The organism is Nonomuraea aurantiaca (assembly GCF_020215705.1).
GTDB classification, from domain to species: Bacteria; Actinomycetota; Actinomycetes; order Streptosporangiales; family Streptosporangiaceae; genus Nonomuraea; species Nonomuraea aurantiaca.
Genome location: NZ_JAIWNB010000005.1, coordinates 26999 through 45616, shown reverse-complemented (window position 1 = coordinate 45616; position 18618 = coordinate 26999). Strand labels below are relative to the sequence as shown.

The following is an 18618-nucleotide window of genomic DNA, read 5'->3' as shown; positions in this document are numbered from 1 at the left end:
CTCCACCGGCGCGCGGGTGGTCCCGCCCGACTCTGGCATGGATCGTCCGGTAGCGCTGAGCTCTGCCGGAGTTCTCGCCGACTACCACAGCGACAGTGGCAAGCTCCGGCTTCGGAACAGCCGAACATTGCGGCAGGAGGGGGAGGCGTCCATCGGCGGCGCCCCTGTGGCCTTCTCTCCCGACGGACGTCTCCTGGCCGTGCCGGACGCGGCGGACCAGATCCAGCTGTGGGACGTCGCCACCAACCGGCCTCTCGGGCTACCGCTCGCCGGCATTCCACCGGAAGCCGACTCCTTGGGCATCAGTTCCCTGTACTCGCTGGCGTTCACCCGGGACGGCTCGACCGTCCTGGCCGTCGACGGCCACAGCCGTCTCCGCACCCACGTCATCGCACCCGGCAAGATCAAGGATGCGTTCTGCGCCCAGTTCGGCGCCCTGTCCCCGGCGGACTGGAAGGCCCACATCCATGAACTCCCCTACCAGAACAGCTGCCGGACGATCTGAGGGGCCTGCACTCGGGCGCGGCGGGTTCAGCCGCCGGAGCTGGACGACCGACGCTGTTCATCCAGCCTTGACTCCACTGTCACAACCCTGTCAGTCGAGGTGGACATACCTGGACCGTGGACCGCAGATCCTTCCTCGCCGCAGCGGCAGTGACGTTCCTCGCGCCCTCCCAGCAGGCAGCAGCAGCCTCTTTCCAGCAGACCAGAACCCTCAAATCCGACCCCTTCACCCTCGGCGTGGCCTCCGGAGATCCGTCCACCGACGGCTTCGTCCTCTGGACCCGCCTCGCCCCGAACCCCCTCGCCGGAGACGGTCGCGGCGGCATGCCCTCCCGTGGTGTGGACGTCGACTGGCAGGTCTCCACCGACGAGCGCTTCTCCAAGATCGTCAAATCCGGTACGGCCGAGGCGCGGCCGGGCGCCGCTCACAGCGTCCACGTCGAGGTCGCGGGCCTGGAGCCGGGGCGCGACTACTTCTACCGGTTCAAGAGCGAGGGCAGGCTCTCACCCGCGGGGCGTACCAGGACCACGCCCACGGGGGAGCGGCCGCTCACGTTCGCGATCGCCGCGTGCGCGCACTACGAGCACGGCTACTACACCGCCTACCGGCGGCTGGCCGAGCAGGAGCCCGAGCTGGTGGTCTTCCTGGGCGACTACATGTACGAGTACGGCCCCAGCGGCTACACCGCGCTGGCCGGTCGGGTGCGTACGCATACGCCGGGCAAGTGCGAGACGCTGGCCGACTACCGGCTCCGGCACGCCCAGTACAAGAGCGACCACGACCTCCAGCGGGCGCACGCGGTGGCGCCGTGGCTGGTGGCCTTCGACGACCACGAGGTGGAGAACAACTGGGCCGGGTCCGTCTCCAGCACCGACGCTCCCCACTTCACCCGGCGCCGGGCGGACGCCTTCCGGGCGTACTACGAGAACATGCCGCTGCGCCGGGCGAGCCTGCAGGGCGCGGTGCTGCGGGTGAACCGGCGCGTCTCCTGGGGGTCGCTGGCCCGCTTCCACCTGCTCGACACGCGGCAGTTCCGTGACGACCAGGCGTGCCTGGACGGGGTACGCGCCGGGTGCGACGAGCGGCTGGCGAGCGGGCGTACGCTGCTGGGCGCCGACCAGTGGCGCTGGCTGGAGGACGGCCTGCGCGGCTCCGACGCCCGGTGGAACCTCCTCGGGCAGCAGATCCTGATGGCGCAGCGCGACTACAAGGTGGGACCGGGCCGCGAGGTGAACCTCGACTCGTGGGACGGGTACGCCGCCGAGCGGACCCGGCTGCTGGGCTCGCTGTCCGGCACCTCGAACCCCGTCGTGCTGACCGGCGACGCCCACATGCACCACCTGGCCGAGCTCAAGACCGACTTCGACGACCCCGACTCGCCCGTGGTGGCCAGGGAACTGGTGACGTCGTCGATCGCCAGTGACGGGGACGGGTACCGGGACCGGACGTGGATCGCCGAGGCGCTGCAGGAGAACCCGCACATCTCCTACATCGACCAGCGGCGGGGCTACCTGATGGCCAAGGTCACTCGTGATGATATTTCGGTGGATTTCCGGACGTTGGATTACATCTCCCGCAAGGGCGCCCCGGCCAAGACCGCCCACAGCCTCACCATCCCGGCCACCGCCGGACCCCGAGCCTGAACGTTCGCTGTCAAAGGGCTGAGGGTTCGCTCAACGCAGACGCGGCCGAGCCACCCCTGTGGCCCGGCCGGTGGGTGGTCAGCTCTCCGGCCAGCTGTCGTCCGGGAACTCGCCCGTGCCGCTGTCCGCCATGACCACCTGGTCGCTCTCGCTCAGGCCCGAGGTGATCTCCACGTACTGGTCCCCGCGCACCCCGGTACGCACCACCCGTGCCGCGTCGTGCCCGCCCGAGCGTACGGTGACCACGCTGGTGCCGTCGGCCCGGCTCTTCACCGCCTCTGCCGGTACGTAGATCCCGTCATCGGCCGTGCCCGTCGTCACCGACACCGAGGCGGTCTGCCCGAGCATCAGCCCGCGCGGCGGCTGGTCGAAGGCGAGCGTCACCGAGTAGCGGACGAGCTGGTTGCTCACGGTGGCGGTCGGCGCGATGCGGGTGACCGTGGCCGGATACTTCTCCGCGCCCCGCGTGGCCAGGGTGATGCTCGCCTGCTGGCCGAGCTTGAGCTTGTTCACGTCGGACTCGGTGACCAGCGCGTCGACCTGGAGCTCGTTCAGGTCGCCGAGGCTGATGAACGTACTGGTGCCCGCCGTGTCGCCGACCGATCCCGCCACCGACAGGACCGTGCCGACGGTGGGGGCCACGATCCGGGTGCCGCGCACCGCGTCGGTGGCCTGCACAAGGGCAGCCTGGGCGCGGTCCACGTTCGCGCTGGCCTGGTCCTCGCTGATGCCGCCCTTGCCGTTCGTACCGGAGCAGGGGCTGCCGCCCTGGGACTGGCGGGTTCCGGGCGTGGCCTTCCCGGTGGGCCGGCCCGAGGCGCCGGGCGTCGGCTTGCCCGTTGGCCTCCCGGTGGCCTTACCTGTGGGTTCGCCGGTGGCCTTGCCCGTGGGCTTCCCAGTGGGTTTGGCGGAAGGCTTGCCGGTGGAGGTGCCGGTCGGCGAGGCCGACGGACGGCCGCCGTCCGGCGTGGCCGTGACGGTCGCGGTGACGGTCGCGGTGACGGTCGCCGTGGCCGTGACGGTGACCGTGACGGTGGGCTGCGGCTCGTGGCCGCTCGGCGTGGGCTCCGGCGTCGGCGTCCAGGTGGGCCGGGGGGTCGGCGTCGTGCCCGGAGTAAGCGTGGTGGCGGGGCCAGCGTCCGCGACGGGCACCGAGGAAGGCCCGAAGGCGCCCCTGCCGGTGCCCACGACGGGAACTGCGGAAGGCCCGGAGGCGCCCTTGTCGGCGTCCACGACCGGAACCGCCGAAGGTCCGAAGGCGCCCTTGGCGGCGACCGCCCCGGCGACGGAGGCGGACGTGCCGCCGCCGCTGCTCGGCGCGCACGAGGCCGCGCTGGACGACGTGCTGGTGGCGGCGGTCGAGGCGGTCTCGAGGGCCTCCTCGGCGGCGGCCAGGTCGGCGGTGGCGGCCGTGTAGTTCTCGCGGGCCGCCCGGCTGTCCACCCGAGCCAGTACCTGCCCCTTCTTGACCTTGGCGCCGACCTTGACGTAGACCTTGGTCACCGTTCCGGAGCCGCCGAATCCCAGGTCACGCCGCGAGCCGTCCACGGTGTTGCCCGCGGCCGTGACCGAGGCGGTGACGACGCCCCGCTTGGCCGCGGCCAGCCGTACCTGGGCGGCGGGCTCCGAGTCGTCACGGAGCGCCAGCACCAGGCCGGAGCCGGCCACCAGGACGGCCAGGGCGAGCCCGCCGAGTTTGAGCGCCTTCGGCGGGATAGTCGATCTCATGAAGGCCCATCATGGCGTGAACAGGTTCGTACCAGGCTGCGAGCGGGCTCAGAGTTGTCTGTGTGTCTCCGTATGCTCCGGTTTTGTCAGCGAACCTTCAGCTAGCTCCCGGCTCCAGCGCAGACTGGTGTGCAAGGGTCACCGCCTGTGAAGGTGTCGACAAGGCGCAGAGCGCTGATGACCAACGGAGCCCTGAGCGTGCTCCTGCTGGGCGGGGTCGCGTTCGCGTACGCCCAGCTCGGCACGGGCGAGGTGGCGAGCGAGACGGTCACCCGCACGGTGACCGCCGGGCGCGGCACCGTGACCGCCTCGGTGTCCGCCTCGGGGGCGGTGGAGAGCTCCAAGAGCAGAGCGCTCACGTTCGGCACGAGTGGCACGGTCGAGCACATCTACGTCAAGGCCGGTGACAAGGTCCGCAAGGACGACATCCTGGCCAGGCTCGACGACGCGGCGGCACAGGAGAGCCTGTCGGCCGCCCGCGCCACGTACAACAGCGCCGTCGACGACGGGACCTCGACCGCCCAGCTCTACGCCGCCTACATCAAGGCGCGCAACGCCTACCGCGAGGCCCAGCGGACGGCCGCGGCGACGGTGCTGCGAGCGCCGTTCGGCGGCACGGTCACGGCCGTCAACGGCGCCGTCGGCGGTTCCTCCAACGGATCCGGCACGTCCTCCGGCACCTCCACCACGCAGAGCACCGGCCAGAGCGGGCAGAGCGGTCAGTCGGGCGGCGGATCGGGGTCCGGGTTCATCGACCTGGCCGACACCGGCAAGCTCCAGCTGGTCGGTACCTTCACCGAGTCGGACATCAGCAAGCTCAAGGTCGGCCAGGCGGCCACCGTCACGTTCGACGCGCTGCCGGGCGTCACCGCCACCGGCAAGGTCACCCAGATCGAGCCGGTCGCCGCCACCAGCAACAACGTCGTGCAGTATCCGGTGACGATCTCCTTCACCAAGGTCCCCAATCAGGTGCGACTCGGGCAGACCACCACGGTGGAGGTGGTGACCGGCGAGGCGGAGAACGTCATCTCCGTCCCTTCCACCGCGATCTCCACCAGCGGCGGGCAGAACACGGTCACCCTGCTCAAGAACGGCCGGCAGGTCAGAACCCCGGTCGAGGTGGGCGTACAGGGCGCCTCGCTGACCGAGATCAAGTCGGGCGTCTCCGAAGGCGACCAGATCGTCCCGCCGGCCACCACGACCACGGGCACCGGCAACAACCAGCGGCAGGGTGGCTTCGGCGGTGGCTTCCCCGGTGGCGGCGGCGTACCGGGAGGCGGGCGATGACCGCTCCCGTCCTGCGCGTGCAGAACCTGGTCAAGGAGTACGGCGAGGGCGACGCCAGGGTACGGGCGCTGCGCGGCGTGAACCTCGACGTCGAGCAGGGGGACTACGTCGCCATCATGGGCGCCTCCGGCTCCGGCAAGTCGACGCTGATGAACATCCTCGGCTGCCTGGACGTCCCCACCACCGGCCGCTACCTGATCGACGGCGCCGACGTCGGGCAGCTCGACGAGCACCAGCTCGCCAAGCTGCGCAACCGCCGGGTCGGCTTCGTCTTCCAGTCGTTCAACCTGATCCCGCGCATGAGCGCGCTGGCCAACGTCGAGCTGCCGCTGGTCTACGGCGGCGTCGGCCAGGCCGAGCGGCGCAGGCGCGCGCTGGCCGCGCTGGAGCAGGTCGGCCTGTCGGACCGCATCCACCACGAGCCCAACCAGCTCTCCGGCGGTCAGCAGCAACGCGTGGCCGTGGCCAGGGCGCTCATCACCGCCCCCGCCCTGCTGCTGGCGGACGAGCCGACCGGCAACCTCGACACCGCCTCCACGCAGGACGTACTGGAGATCATGGACAGGCTCAGCGAGTCGGGCCGCACGATCGTGCTCATCACGCACGAGAACGACGTGGCTGCGCACGCCAAGCGGGTCATCAGGCTGGTGGACGGCGCGATCGTGGAGGACGTCCGGCAGGGCCCGATCGACGGGCCGCCGCCGCGGATGGCGGAGGTCGCCCGATGAACCAGTTCGAGGTCCTGCGCTTCGCCCTGCGCGGGCTGCTGGCCAACAAGATGCGCAGCTCGCTGACCACGCTCGGCATCCTCATCGGCGTCGCCGCGGTCATCATGCTCGTCGCCGTCGGTGAGGGCTCCTCGCAGAGCATCCAGAAGAACATCCAGCGGCTCGGCGCCAACACGCTGACGATCTCCCAGTCCTTCGCGGGCGGCGGCGGTGGAGGCGGCGCATTCGGGCGGGGCGGCGGAGGCGGGGCACCCGGCGGCGTGCAGCAGAACACCGGCCCGCGTACCCAGGCCAGGGAGCTCAGCCTCGCCGACGCCAAGGCCCTGACCGACAAGACGGTGGCCCCGTCGGTCAAGTCGGTCTCGCCGGTCGTGACCGCCTCCTCGGCCGCCACCACCTACGGGGCGGCCAGCCACTCGATCGCCCAGCTCGTCGGCACCTACCCCAGCTACTTCGAGGCCACGAACAAGCCGGTGACCAAGGGCACGTACTTCTTCAACGACGACGTGCTGGCCGCCAGGAAAATCGTGGTGCTCGGGCAGACCGTGGTCGAGGAGCTGTTCGGCACCCTCGACCCGATCGGCAGGCAGGTGACGGTCTCCGGGGTGCCGTTCACGGTCGTCGGCGTGCTGAAGGAGACCGGGTCGACGGGCGGCCAGGACGCCGACGACGTGGCCATCGCGCCGCTGCCGGCCGTACAGCAGAGCCTGACCGGCTTCGGCTCGCTCAACTCCATCGTCGTGCAGGCGAGTGGCTCGACGGCGACGGAGTCGGCGCAGTCGGAGGTCACGGCCATCCTCAACCAGCGGCACGGCATCACCGGCACCGCCTCGGCCGACTTCCGGATCCTCAACCAGGCCACCCTGCAGGAGACCGTCAGCGCGGCGACCGGCACGTTCACCGTGCTGCTCGGCGCGGTCGCGGCGATCTCGCTGCTGGTCGGCGGCATCGGCATCACCAACATCATGCTGGTGACCGTCACGGAGCGGACCAGGGAGATCGGCATCCGCAAGGCCATCGGCGCGCCCAGGAGCGCGATCCTGGGCCAGTTCCTGATGGAGGCCACGCTGCTCAGCCTGGTCGGCGGGCTGTCCGGGGTGCTGGTGGCGTTCCTGGGCACCCGCTTCACCGTCGCGGGCATCCAGCCGGTGCTCGTTCCGTCGTCGGTCGCGCTCGCGCTGGGCGTCTCCGTCGGCATCGGATTGTTCTTCGGCAGCTATCCCGCCAACAGGGCGGCCAAGTTGAGGCCGATCCAGGCCCTGCGCCATGAGTGACAGACCCCCGAAGGAGACAGAAATGGCCAAACTCGACGGCTCGCCGTATCCGGACGATCTGGACAGCGAGCTGGCCGTCCAGCCACGGAAGCCCCTGTCGAAGGTGACGCTCGGACTGATCGCGGGCGTGGTGCTGGTGGCCGGGGTTGTGATCGGCATCCAGGCGCAGAAGGCGCTGGGCGCGCCCGCCACGGCCGCCGCCGCCCTGCAGCCGGGCGGCCGGCAGCTGCCAGGCGGGTACGGCCAGCAGGGCAGGCAGCCCGGCGGGTACGGCCAGCAGCCAGGCGGCCGGCAGCAGGTACCGGGCGGGTACGGTCAGAGGATGGGCGGCGCCGGCGGCGGCACCGTGGGCACGGTCGAGAAGGTCGAAGGCGGCAAGATCTACGTCAAGACCATGGACGGCTCCACGGTCACGGTCACCACCACCGACGCGACCACGGTCCAGGTGACCAAGCCGGGCAAGCTGGCCGATCTGCAGACCGGCGGCAACGTCGTGGTCCGCGGCGAGAAGGGCGGGGACGGCTCGGTGGCCGCCACCTCGATCAGCCAGGGGGGAGTCGGCAGATGACCGAGCCGGAGGCCAGGCTGCTGGTGGTGGACGACGAGCCCAACATCAGGGAGCTGTTCTCCGCCAGCCTGCGGATGGCCGGGTTCGAGGTCCTCACGGCGGCCGACGGCAAGGAGGCCCTGCGGGTCGCCGAGCAGAGCACGCCCGACCTGGTCATGCTGGACGTCATGCTGCCCGACCTGGACGGCCTGGCGGTCGCGGGCAGGCTGCGGTCCCGCGGCCGCCGGGTTCCGGTGCTGTTCGTGACGGCCAAGGACACGCCGGAGGACCGGCTCGCCGGGCTCGGGCTCGGCGAGGACTACGTGACCAAGCCGTTCAGCCTGGAGGAGGTCATCGCCCGCATCCGGGCGGTGCTGCGCCGGACCCGGCGGGGCGCGCCGCCGCCGAACCGGCTGCGCATCGCCGACCTGGAGCTGGACGAGGAGACGCATGAGGTGTGGCGCGACGGCGTCCAGGTGCGGCTCTCGCCCACCGAATACCGGCTGCTGCTCTACTTCATGCTCAACGCGGGACGGGTGTTGTCCAAGACGCAGATCCTCGACCACGTCTGGAACGGCGACTGGCGCACCGACGTGGGGCTCGTCGAGTCCTACGTCTCCTATCTGCGCCGCAAGATCGACACCGGCGAGCGGAGATACCTGCACACCCTGCGTGGCGTCGGCTACATCCTGCGCCCGCCCAAGGATTGACCCCGGCTTCCCGAATGGCAGGACTGAGGAGGTATCTCGCGCGGACGCCGCTCTGGCTGCGGCTCGTCTCGGCCACGCTGCTGATGGTCACGCTGGCCATCACGCTGACCGGGCTGTTCGCCGTACGGCTGCTGCGCGGCTATCTCGTCGAGCGCGTCGACCAGCAGCTGCGTGCCGCCAGCGTGCCGTGGCGGGGCGCTCCGCCGCCGCCTGAGCCGCAGCCGAGCCTGCGCCCGCAGCGCTTCTTCGGCCTGTTCCACTCGGTGCTCGTGGACTCCACCGGCGCCAAGATCCGGACCATGACCGAGTCCACCGAGACGCACACCCCCAAGCTGCCCAGGCTCACCAGCGCCGACGTCGCGCTCATGGCCGGGCAGCCCTTCACCGTCGACTCGCAGGACCCGCAGGGACCCTCCTGGCGGGCCGTGGCCATGCCGGGCCGCGACGGCGACAGCAGGATCATCGCGATCAGCCTGGGCGACCTGGACGACACGGTCTCCCAGCTGCTGCTCATCGTGGCGGTCGGCGGCGGCGGGACGCTCGTGGTACTCGGGTTCGCCTGTTACTGGCTCGTACGGCGGAGTCTGCGCCCTTTGGGGGAGATCGAGCGGACCGCCCGCCACATCGCGGACGGCGACCTGTCCCGCCGCGTGCCGCTCTGGGCGGCGACCACCGAGGTCGGCAAGCTCGGCCGGGCCCTGAACGGCATGCTCGGCCGCATCGAGGTGGCCGTCCGCGAGCGCGAGGCGGCGGCCGAGTCGGCCCGCGAGTCGGCCCGGTCGGCGCGGCGCTCGGAGGAGCTGACCCGCAGGTTCATGGCCGACGCCTCGCACGAGCTGCGTACCCCGCTCACCTCGATCAGGGGCTTCGCCGAGCTGTTCCGGCTCGGGGCGGACAAGGACCTGGCGGAGGCGACCCGGCTGCTGAGCCGGATCGAGGGGCAGGCCGCGCGGATGGGCCTGCTGGTCGAGGACATGCTGCTGCTGGCCAGGCTTGACCAGCGCCGCGAGCTCGGCGCGCAGCCCGTCGACGTGCTCAGCCTCGCCGCCACCGCCGTGATCGACGCCCAGACGCTCGCGCCGGACCGGAAGATCGAGCTGGTCATGCTGTACGGGAGCGAGGGTTCGGTGTTCGTGACCGGTGACGAGCCGCGGCTCGGGCAGGTGCTGGGCAACCTCGTGGGCAACGCGCTCAGCCACACGCCGCCGGGCACGGCCTTCACCGTCGGGGTCGGCGCGCGTGACGGGCAGGCCGTCGTCGAGGTGGCCGACGAAGGGCCCGGCTTCTCGCGGGAGGTGGCCGAGCGGGTGTTCGAGCGCTTCTACCGGGCCGATCCGGCGCGCAGCGCCGGCGGTGCCGGGCTGGGGCTGTCGATCGCGGCCACCCTCGTCGAGGCGCACGGGGGCAGCGTCGCCGCGTCGAGCGTGCCGGGCAAGGGCGCCACCTTCCGCGTCACGCTCCCGCTCGCCCCGTCCCAGGCCACCCGGTCGCAGCGTCAGCCGAGCGGACAGGCCGGGGCTCAACCGCACGGGTCTTAGCCGGGGGCTCAGCCGAACGCGTAGCCGTACAGGCCGGGGCCGCTGCTCAGCTCGCGGACCCTCCCCGGCAGCAGGCCGGGACGCAGGCCCGTCCGGCGCGAGCCGGGCACGTACAGCACCTTGCCCTGGTCCGGCGCCGCCACCACCAGCCCGTACAGCGGACGCTCCTTGGTGAGCTGCCGGTAGCGACCGCCGAGCGCGGGCAGCGCGGCCAGGGACGCGCCGAAGTCACGCCCCTTGCCCTTGATGAGCAGGTTGCCGTCCTTGGTCAGCCCGCCCTTCCTGGCCCCGGCCAGCACCTGGACCCCCTTTTCTCCGGGTACGCCGACGGCCAGCTCGTCGTCGCCGTCCCCGTTGAAGTCCCCGGCCGCCAGCGCGGCGCCGAACCGGTCGTAGTACCGGGGCGTGCCCTTGAGCAGCCGCTGCGTCCACATCTCCGACCGGGCGCCGCGCAGCAGCGCGCTCCCGCTCCCGTACAGGACGTGCACGGCGCCGTCGCCGTAGTCCATCGCCCGCTGGTTGGCGCTCAGCCCCTCGCCGGGTACGCCGACGGCCAGGTCGTCGTGCCCGTCGGCGTCGAAGTCGCCGGTCGTCAGCGCCGCCCCGAACGCGTCCCACTTCTCCGCCGAGCCCTTGAACCCGGGGCTGCTCTGGGTGAGGAGCCCGGCCCGCCGGCTCCGCACGTCGATGACGGTGACGGAGCCCTGGCCGTCCTGGGTGACGCTGTCGGCGGGCGCGCCCACGGCCAGCTCGGCGCGCCCGTCGCCGTTGAAGTCGCCGGTCGCCAGGGCCGCGCCCCACTGGTCCGTCACGTTCGCCGCCTGCCGTACCCAGGGGGTCTTCTGGGTGATCTGGTACGGCTTGCGGCCCTTCATCCAGTAGATCGTGACGCCGCCGCCCGTACGGTGGCCAGGAGCGCCCACCGCGAGCTCGTCGCGCCCGTCGCCGTCGAGATCACCGGCGGCCAGTGACGCCCCGAACCGGTCGCTCGACGGCTTCGCCGGCGCCAGCTCCTTGCCCGGCCGCAGGCCCGTGGGCGAGCCGTGGAACAGCTCGACGACGCCGTTGCCGTCGGCCCCCGGCACGCGCTCGCCCACGAACTCCTCTGACACGCCCACCGCGAGGTCGGCGCATCCGTCTCCGTTGAAGTCGCCGACCGCGAGAGCCGAGCCGAACGAGTCGCCCGGCTCGGCGCTCTCCTGGGTCAGCTTCTCCTTGCGCCCGCTGCCGTAGACGACCGTCACGGAGCCGGCCCGCCGGTTGTCGTAGGGGGCGGCCACCGCCAGATCGGGACGGCCGTCGCCGTCGAAGTCGGAAGGGGATCCGCCACACGACGGAGCCGCGGCGTGGGTCGTACCCGAAACGAGGGGAAGAACCAGGCAGGCGGCTAGCAGTGCGTTCATACCCGTAGGTATTTCCACCCCGACCGAACCAGGTCTTAACGCCACGGGAACGTGCCAGGATAGGCGGGTGGACATCGACCTCGCGGATCTGGGTTTCTGGCGCCAGTCCCCCAAGGCGCGGAATGAGGCGTTCGCCAGACTCCGGCAATTAGAGCATCCCGTGTTCTTCCCGGAGAAGAAGGTGCCCTTCCTCCGATCCGGCAGCGGCTTCTACGCCCTGGTCAGGCACGCGGACGTGGTGGAGGCCAGCCGCGACGCCAAAGTCTTCTCCAGCGAGCCCGCCGTCACCAACCCCGAGCCGCCGGGCTGGGTCAAGCAGGTGTTCGGCGAGTCGATGGTCAACATGGACGACCCGCGCCATGCGCGGTTGCGGCGCATCGTCACCCGCTCGTTCAGCCCGCGCATGCTCTCCGGCCTGCAGGACGACATCGAGGCCGCGTGCGAGCGGATCGTCGACGACGTGATCGAGCAGGGCCCGCGCGACTTCGTCGGCCAGGTCGCGGCCCGGCTCCCCATCCACGTCATCTGCGACATGATGGGCATCCCCGACGACCTGCGGGCGAAGGTCCACGAGCACGTCGACGTCTCCACCGCCTACACGGGCGTACGCCCCAGCCTGGTCCGCAGCGTTCAGCTCGCCGGCCAGAACATGCTGGCCCTCCTCGCCCTCCAGCGCATGGTGATCAAGCTGGGGCACGAGCGGGCCGCCGATCCGCAGGGCGACCTGGTGTCCCTGCTCGTCACCGCCAACCCCGACGGCGAGAAGCTCACCGACCGCGAGCTCGGCTCCTTCTTCGCCCTGCTCCTGGTGGCGGGCAACGAGACCGCCCGCAACACGATGGCCCACGGCATCAAGCTGCTCACCGACAACCCCGCGCAGCGCGACCTGCTGATGGAGGACTTCGACGGCCGCATCGGCAACGCGATCGAGGAGATGGTCCGCTACGTGTCGCCGATCATGCAGTTCCGGCGCACGCTGACCCAGGACTACTCCCTGCGCGGCCTGGAGCTGAAGAAGGGCGACAAGGTGGTGCTCTTCTACGGCTCGGCCAACCGCGACGAGACGGTCTTCCCCGATCCCGACAGCTTCGACATCACCCGCGAGACCAAGCCGCACGTCGGCTTCGGCGGGCCGGGCCCGCACTTCTGCCTGGGCGCCAACCTGGCCAGGCAGGAGATGCGGACGATGTTCCGGGTGCTGCTGACCAGGTTGCCGGAGATTCGCGCCGTTGGCGAGCCGGAGCTGCTGCTGTCCAACTTCGACAACAGCGTCCGCAGTCAGGGCTTCACGTTCTGAGCTGCTCTTCCGGGGCCAGGACGTTCCTTCTGATCGTCAGGAAGGTGATCAGTGCCGCGACGACCATCATCGCGGCGCTGATCAGCATGGCGGCGTGGAAGCCCGCGTTGAAGACGGGCGGGTTCTTGAAGGCGTCGCCGACCAGGCCGACCAGGGGCGGCACCGCGGCCACCGCGAGCAGGCTGCCGGTGCGGGCCACCGCGTTGTTGACGCCGCTGGCCGTACCCGCGTGGCGCTCCTCGGCGGTGGCCAGCACGGTCGCGGTCAGCGGCGCCACCGCCGCCGACAGACCGAGCCCGAACACCGTGACCGCGGGCAGGACCTGCAACACGTACGAGGCGCCGAAGCCGATCGTGCTCATCCAGAGGAACCCGAGCCCGGCCACCAGGATGCCGATCGTCATGGGCCAGCGCGGGCCGTAGCGCTTGGCCATCTCGCCTGCGCGCGCCGACAGCAGCAGCATCAGGATCGTCGTCGGCAGCAGCGACAGCCCGGCCGGGGTCGCCTTGAACCCGGACACCACCTGCAACTGCACGACGAGCAGGAAGAACACCACGCCCATCGCCGCGTACATGATCAGCGTCACCACGTTCACGGCCGTGAACACCCGATCCCGGAAGATGCTCACCGGCACCAGCGCGTCGGGGGACCTGCGCTTCTCCAGCACCACGAACGCCACGCCCAGCACCACCCCCACGACCAGCGGGATCGCCGCCCCCTTCTCGATCAGGCCGTAGGTGAGGCAGGCCAGGGCCAGCGCCGCCAGCACCGCGCCCAGCACGTCGAACCGGCCCGCGGCCTGCTCGTCCCTGCTCTCGGGCACGTGCCGCAGCGTGACCAGCACGACGAGCGCCGCGACCGGCAGGTTGAGCAGGAACGCCCATCGCCAGCCCGCTGTCTGCACCAGCACCCCGCCCAGCAGCGGGCCGATCGCCGCGGCCACCCCACCCAGTCCCGACCAGGCGCCGACCGCGCGCGGCCGGTCGTCCCTGACGAACGACGCCTGGATGATCGCCAGGGACCCCGGGGTGAGCAGCGCGCCGCCGACGCCCTGCAGCGCGCGGGCGGCCACCAGGAACTCGACGTTCGGCGAGAGCCCGCACAGCGCCGAGGCCAGCGCGAACCAGACCGTGCCGATCAGGAACACCTTGCGCCTGCCATAGCGGTCACCGAGCGAGCCGCCCAGCAGGATCAGCCCGGCCAGGGTGAGCGTGTAGGCGTTGATCGTCCACTGCAGGCCGGCCATGTCCGCGTCGAGGTCGGCGCCGAGGAAGGGCAGCGCCACGTTGACCACGGTGCTGTCGAGCATGGCCATCCCGGAGCCCAGCACGGTCGCCGCCAGGATCCAGCGTCCTCGGGCGGACTTGAGCGCTACGTGGTCGTCCTGCATGAGGGCAATCTTGTCATCCCTTTGGGTGCATAGCGGGCAGCCCCCTCCATGGACAGGTTCTACCCAGCACCCTCAGCGTTGCCCAGGGCCCTCAGCACGAAGCCCGTCACCAACGCCTCCGCCGCCTCGACGGTGACCGCGCCGCTGATCAGAGGCACTCGCTCCGCGCCGATCACCGCGATGATCATTCGGGCCGTGGCCTCCACATCGACCACCTGGAATTCGGCCGACTCGATCCCGCTCTCCAGGATCCCCACCAGGATGCGCTGCATGGGCGCCACGTGCTCGGCGAGCTGCTGGTAGGCGTCAGGACCGAGGGCGGCGCTGAGATCCGCCGCTCCCGGGTGCGGGTGCGCCAGCAGGCCGGCCAGCTGCAGCCGGACGAACACCCGCAGCCTGTCGGCGGGGGAGGCGACGGCCGGCAGCTCCTGCTCGTAGCTTTCGATGAAGTAGCTGGTGACCCGCTCGGTGAAGGCCAGCAGCAGGGCGGCCTTGTCCGGGTAGTAGTTGTAGAGGACGGTCCGGGTGATCTCGGCCTCGTGCGCCACGTCCGTCATGGAGATGGCGTCGATCCCCTGCGCCCTCGACAGGCGGGCGACGGCCTCGAGGATGCGATCGCGCGTCTGGGCTCGGTGCTCACCGATGGTGGCTGCGGAGATGCGGGGCATGCGTCCATGGTAGGCCGGTGCCCATCCGGCTATAGGCCGACTTCTCGTATGCCCTATGCGGCGGCCTTGACCACGTGGAGCAGCTCGCCGAGCACCTCGGTGTTGAGCTGGTAGGCCAGCTTGACCTCACGGATCACACGCTGCTGCTCCCGCTCGCCGAAGGGCAGCGCGTCGAGGCGGGCGCGATATTCGTTCTTGAACCGGGGCAGGCTGCCGACCTCGTCGAACAGGTAGAAGTCGACCCCGCCGCCCTTCTGGTAGCCGTAGATCTTCTGCAGCTCCATCCGGATGAACTGCCCGCCCGACAAGTCGCCCATGTAGCGGGTGTAGTGGTGGGCGATGTAGCCGCCCGGCCAGTCGGCCACCTGCTCGATCCGCGCCACCAGGGTCCGGGTCGCCTTCGAGGGCACGATCCGGTCACGCCAGCCGGCACCGTAGACGGTCCGCAGGTCACGCTCCAGCGCCTGCTCCCGATAGAGCTCCGGAAAGACGAACCGGCCGGCCACCGGGTGGTCGGCCAGGGCCTTGGCGGCGCCGTCGAGGGCGAGGTAGGCGAAGTAGTGCTGGGCGACGAGCTCGCCGTAGTCGTGCTCGCTCAACCGGCCGCCCATCAGCTCTTTGAGGTAGCTCTCGTCCTCGGCCGACTCGTGGTCGCTCCAAGTGGCGTTCTTCAAGGTCTCGGAGAACGACGTCACGCTTCACCTCAATGTATTGCCGGGTCTTTCATGACAAAGTGTCACAAACCCTGGACGGGCCCGTCAAGTTGATGACGACACTCTGTCATTAAACCCGACCCTGTCATGCTGGCGCCGCAGCCGTCACATCGCCGGGGCGGCCGAGGGCGATCAGCGTGAGATTGCGCAGCGACGGCGTGCCTGGTGCGAAGTAGTCACTGTGCCCGCCGGGCCCCACCTCAAACACCCGCGCCCCGTACCCGGGGCTCAGCGCGTCGGCTCCGAAACCGAGCGGCCCGAGCTTCACCTTCGGCACAAACCTGATCCAATCGCTTCCACCCACACCCGCCCACACCCTGGCGGGAGACGGCACTTGGCCGGCCGCTCCGTGGTCGGACGGCGGGTGATCTGACGCGTCGGACAAAGCGTTGGACAGGGGGCGGCCAGATGGTGCCCGGTCGGAGAGCGCAGGGTCGGACAGCGCACGGTCAGAGGGCGTACGGCCTGACGGTGCGTGGTCTGACGGCGGGCGGTCCGATGGCGCACTGCCATACGGTGCGTGGTTGGACGATGCGTCGATGCCGGGGCTTCCGAACAGCGCCACATCCGCGACGGGCAGGTCCGCTCCGGCCTTGGCGCACACCACCGAGCCGTAGCTGTGGCACAGCAACGCGATCGGCGCGGACGTCCGCCCGTGCAGCTCCATGACGGTACGGCGCAGCGCCTTCGCCCCCTCGATCGCCGCCGTGTCGGTGATGGCGCCCAGGCTCCACGTAGGCGGCGCGTCATAACCGAGCCAGGCGATCACGGCCAGCCGCTCGCCGTGGCCCACCTTGGCGGCCTCGGCCATCAGTGCCCGCGCCGCGCCTCCCGGCCGCTTCGTGCTCGCTTCGAAGGTGGCCACCGTCGTGTCCGCCCCCGGCACCACGATGGCGACCCGATCAGCGGTGGCCAGGTCGCCGTAGACCTTCACGAGCCGGCCACTGTGCTGGCCGGGCAGCGCCAGGACCGCGCCGAACGCGAGACTTCCGGCGAGCGTGAGCATTCTGAGCATGCACGGAAAGCTACGAACGAGAGGCCGTCGACCGCGTCACCGCTGGGGTTGAATTATCGGGTAGTACCTGGGGCTGACAAGGCCGCACGCAAGCGCTTGATGGGGATGGGCCGTTGGCGTGGCGGGCGATCTGGGCCGGACCCTCCCGCTGGACGAGCGGAAGCGCCAGGCCGGGCGGTGAAATACGAGCTGACCGGGTTGCTGGAGTCGCGGCCCACCAGCGCTGATGACCGCGTGAAGCTGGGCTGGTAACCGCGTGAAGCCGGGCTGGCTCCTGCCGCCTCATTGGGCTGGCTCATGCCGCCTCATGACGTGAGCCCATCGCGTACGCGGCAGGGCGGAGGTCACTTTTCCTTGATCGCTGCCTCTACCAGGGCACGTGCGGCCCAGGTGATGGTCTCCTGTTCGGCCTGAGGGTCAAGGCCGCGGACGTCGCGTAGAGCTATCTGCGCCTCCCAGCCGACCACGATGGTCAGGGCCGAGATGATGCGCTGGAACTGTTCCTCGCTGAGGGTGCTCCGGAGTGGTTCGCAGGCCTGTTCCAGCCATTCCACCCGGCGGCGAGTCCGGCGCGGGGCGGCTCCCTCCTGAGCGTCGTTCGGCGCCGGATCGACGGTTAGACGGATCAGCCGGCGGCCCAGGGGGAGGGATTGCGGTGAGTACTCCAGCAGTGTCCGGATGAGGGCGTCTACGCGGGCTACGGCATCGTTGGCGAGCGCGGGGTCGGCCAGTGCCGCCTCGACCGGGGGCTCGTTGAGCGCGCCGGCCGTCGCGTCGATCAGCAGGTGGTCGAGGGTCGGGAAGTGCATGTAGATCGTGCGGCGTGACACGTCGGCGGCGGCCGCGATCTCGTCGATGGACGGCGTTGCTCCGACGGCGCTCAGGCGGACCGCCGCGTCGACGATCGCTTTGCGGGTGCGGCGGCGCTGCGCTTCGCGTCCGCCGCGGCGGACTGGTTCGTCACTTGTCATCGTGCCCCCTGTCATTCCTCGGTCGGTCATTCCTCGGTCGGTCATTCCTCGGTCGGTCATCCCTCGGGCCGGTCTGCGGCTGGCTTGACGGCCGTTCGCGGCATGAGTATATCTTGGTGCAGTCGTTGCACGACAGTGCAATGACTGCACACCTGCACCTGCAAACGTTCTATGGCGCAGATCACAGAGCCGCACCTGTCACAGGGATCAGGTCGTCGGCGTCTCGTGTCCGGTAGCAGTCAGCAACGGAAGAATGGAATGTCATCATGAGCAAGGTCTGGTTCGTCACTGGTTCGTCTCGCGGCCTGGGCCGCAGCTTTGTCGAGGCGGCGCTGTCTCGTGGCGACAAGGTGGCCGCGACCGCCCGGAAGGCCGAAAGCCTTGACGACCTGGTCGCTGCCTACGGCGACGCGGTGCTCCCGCTCGCGATGGACGTGACCGACAAGGCTGCCGTCTTCGAGAGCGTGACGCGGGCCGCCGAGCACTTCGGCCGCCTGGACGTCATCGTGAACAACGCCGGCTACGCCCAGATCGGCGCGGTCGAGGAGCTGACCGAGCAGCAGCTGCGCGACCAACTGGAGACCAACCTGTTCGGCGCGGTGTGGGTGGTCCAGGCCGCCCTGCCCTACCTGCGCGAGCAGCGCTCGGGACGCATCATCCAGCTGTCCTCGGCCGCCGGCCTCATCGCCATGCCGCTCGGCGGCGCGTACCACGCCTCCAAGTGGGCCCTGGAGGGCTTGAACGAGGCCCTCGCCGGTGAGGTCGCCGGCTTCGGTGTCAAGGTGACCATCATCGAGCCCGGCGGCTTCGCCACCCGCTCCGGCAAGAACCCCGACCCGCTCGACAACGGCCATGTGGCCCAGCCCGACCCGGCCTACGACGGCCTCCGCCAGCGCCTCGGCGCGATGGCCGGCAAGATGCCCGCCGGCGACCCGGCCGCGGCGGCCCAGACGCTGCTCAAGCTGGTGGACTCCGACAACCCACCGCTGCGGATTCTCTTCGGCCAGGGCTTCCACCCGATGATCCAGCAGGCCTACGCCGACCGGCTCAAGATGTGGGCCGACTGGCAGGACCTGTCGGTGGAGGCGCACGGCAAGGCCGACCAGCAGGCCGCGGTTTGAGCCTTTCCAGCTCTGAGCCGCGTCGTTCTTCGCGGCTCGACGCACGCTCCCGGCGGGAGTTGGCGCTGGATAGGGGCGCC

General features: G+C 70.6%; 17 protein-coding genes. 10 read left to right on the top strand and 7 right to left on the bottom strand.

Annotated features, from left to right (window positions below):
- Positions 1–37 precede the first annotated feature (37 nt).
- Positions 38–505 carry a WD40 repeat domain-containing protein gene (locus LDL49_RS14170; RefSeq protein WP_225291490.1) on the top strand — a complete coding sequence of 156 codons (468 nt, stop codon included), beginning with the start codon at positions 38–40 and terminating at the stop codon, positions 503–505.
- Between the two features lie 116 nt (positions 506–621).
- On the top strand, positions 622–2148 hold the full coding sequence (locus LDL49_RS14165; RefSeq protein ID WP_225291489.1) for an alkaline phosphatase D family protein: 1527 nt from the start codon (positions 622–624) through the stop codon (positions 2146–2148).
- Between the two features lie 78 nt (positions 2149–2226).
- On the opposite strand, the gene LDL49_RS14160 is transcribed toward LDL49_RS14165, so the two are convergent.
- Positions 2227–3876, bottom strand: coding sequence for an efflux RND transporter periplasmic adaptor subunit (locus tag LDL49_RS14160; RefSeq protein WP_225291488.1), 1650 nt, complete (start codon positions 3874–3876; stop codon positions 2227–2229).
- 177 nt (positions 3877–4053) lie between these two features.
- On the opposite strand from LDL49_RS14160, the gene LDL49_RS14155 reads away from it, so the two are divergent.
- From LDL49_RS14155 to LDL49_RS14130, 6 genes are read left to right on the top strand one after another with little or no spacing between them, the layout of a single operon-like run.
- Complete coding sequence (locus LDL49_RS14155) at positions 4054–5163, top strand: efflux RND transporter periplasmic adaptor subunit (protein ID WP_225291487.1); 1110 nt, start codon at positions 4054–4056, stop codon at positions 5161–5163.
- Positions 5160–5891: an ABC transporter ATP-binding protein gene (locus LDL49_RS14150; protein WP_225291486.1), complete on the top strand. Its 732-nt coding sequence runs from the start codon at positions 5160–5162 to the stop codon at positions 5889–5891. Before LDL49_RS14155 ends, LDL49_RS14150 begins: the two co-directional genes overlap by 4 nt.
- On the top strand, positions 5888–7165 hold the full coding sequence (locus LDL49_RS14145; protein ID WP_225291485.1) for an ABC transporter permease: 1278 nt from the start codon (positions 5888–5890) through the stop codon (positions 7163–7165). Before LDL49_RS14150 ends, LDL49_RS14145 begins: the two co-directional genes overlap by 4 nt.
- Positions 7166–7187: 22 nt before the next feature.
- Positions 7188–7733 (top strand): hypothetical protein, encoded by a 546-nt coding sequence (locus tag LDL49_RS14140; RefSeq protein WP_225291484.1) that lies wholly within the window; start codon positions 7188–7190, stop codon positions 7731–7733.
- Positions 7730–8422 carry a response regulator transcription factor gene (locus tag LDL49_RS14135; RefSeq protein ID WP_225291483.1) on the top strand — a complete coding sequence of 231 codons (693 nt, stop codon included), beginning with the start codon at positions 7730–7732 and terminating at the stop codon, positions 8420–8422. Before LDL49_RS14140 ends, LDL49_RS14135 begins: the two co-directional genes overlap by 4 nt.
- A 14-nt stretch (positions 8423–8436) precedes the next feature.
- A complete protein-coding gene (locus LDL49_RS14130) occupies positions 8437–9960 on the top strand; it encodes a sensor histidine kinase (protein WP_225291482.1) in 1524 nt (507 codons plus the stop codon).
- A gap of 8 nt (positions 9961–9968) precedes the next feature.
- On the opposite strand, the gene LDL49_RS14125 is transcribed toward LDL49_RS14130, so the two are convergent.
- Positions 9969–11363, bottom strand: coding sequence for an FG-GAP and VCBS repeat-containing protein (locus LDL49_RS14125; RefSeq protein ID WP_225291481.1), 1395 nt, complete (start codon positions 11361–11363; stop codon positions 9969–9971).
- Positions 11364–11430: 67 nt separating this feature from the next.
- Between LDL49_RS14125 and LDL49_RS14120 the strand changes: the two genes are divergently transcribed.
- Positions 11431–12660, top strand: a complete 1230-nt coding sequence (locus LDL49_RS14120; protein WP_225291480.1) for a cytochrome P450 — start codon at positions 11431–11433, stop codon at positions 12658–12660.
- Here LDL49_RS14120 and LDL49_RS14115 read toward each other — a convergent pair.
- The 5 genes from LDL49_RS14115 to LDL49_RS14095 all read right to left on the bottom strand — a co-directional run bounded on the left by LDL49_RS14115 (position 12650) and on the right by LDL49_RS14095 (position 17417).
- Positions 12650–14050 (bottom strand): MFS transporter, encoded by a 1401-nt coding sequence (locus LDL49_RS14115; protein WP_225291479.1) that lies wholly within the window; start codon positions 14048–14050, stop codon positions 12650–12652. The two genes, LDL49_RS14120 and LDL49_RS14115, sit on opposite strands and share 11 nt — an antisense overlap.
- Before the next feature lie 59 nt (positions 14051–14109).
- Positions 14110–14718: a TetR/AcrR family transcriptional regulator gene (locus LDL49_RS14110; RefSeq protein ID WP_225291478.1), complete on the bottom strand. Its 609-nt coding sequence runs from the start codon at positions 14716–14718 to the stop codon at positions 14110–14112.
- A 53-nt stretch (positions 14719–14771) separates the two neighbouring features.
- Positions 14772–15413 (bottom strand): biliverdin-producing heme oxygenase, encoded by a 642-nt coding sequence (locus tag LDL49_RS14105; RefSeq protein WP_225291477.1) that lies wholly within the window; start codon positions 15411–15413, stop codon positions 14772–14774.
- A 103-nt stretch (positions 15414–15516) separates the two neighbouring features.
- On the bottom strand, positions 15517–16446 hold the full coding sequence (locus tag LDL49_RS14100) for an alpha/beta hydrolase (protein ID WP_225291476.1): 930 nt from the start codon (positions 16444–16446) through the stop codon (positions 15517–15519).
- Between the two features lie 344 nt (positions 16447–16790).
- The gene (locus LDL49_RS14095) at positions 16791–17417 is read right to left on the bottom strand and encodes a TetR/AcrR family transcriptional regulator (protein WP_225291475.1); all 627 of its coding nucleotides are present in this window, start codon (positions 17415–17417) and stop codon (positions 16791–16793) included.
- A gap of 266 nt (positions 17418–17683) precedes the next feature.
- On the opposite strand from LDL49_RS14095, the gene LDL49_RS14090 reads away from it, so the two are divergent.
- Complete coding sequence (locus tag LDL49_RS14090; RefSeq protein WP_225291474.1) at positions 17684–18538, top strand: SDR family NAD(P)-dependent oxidoreductase; 855 nt, start codon at positions 17684–17686, stop codon at positions 18536–18538.
- The last annotated feature ends 80 nt before the right edge of the window (positions 18539–18618 follow it).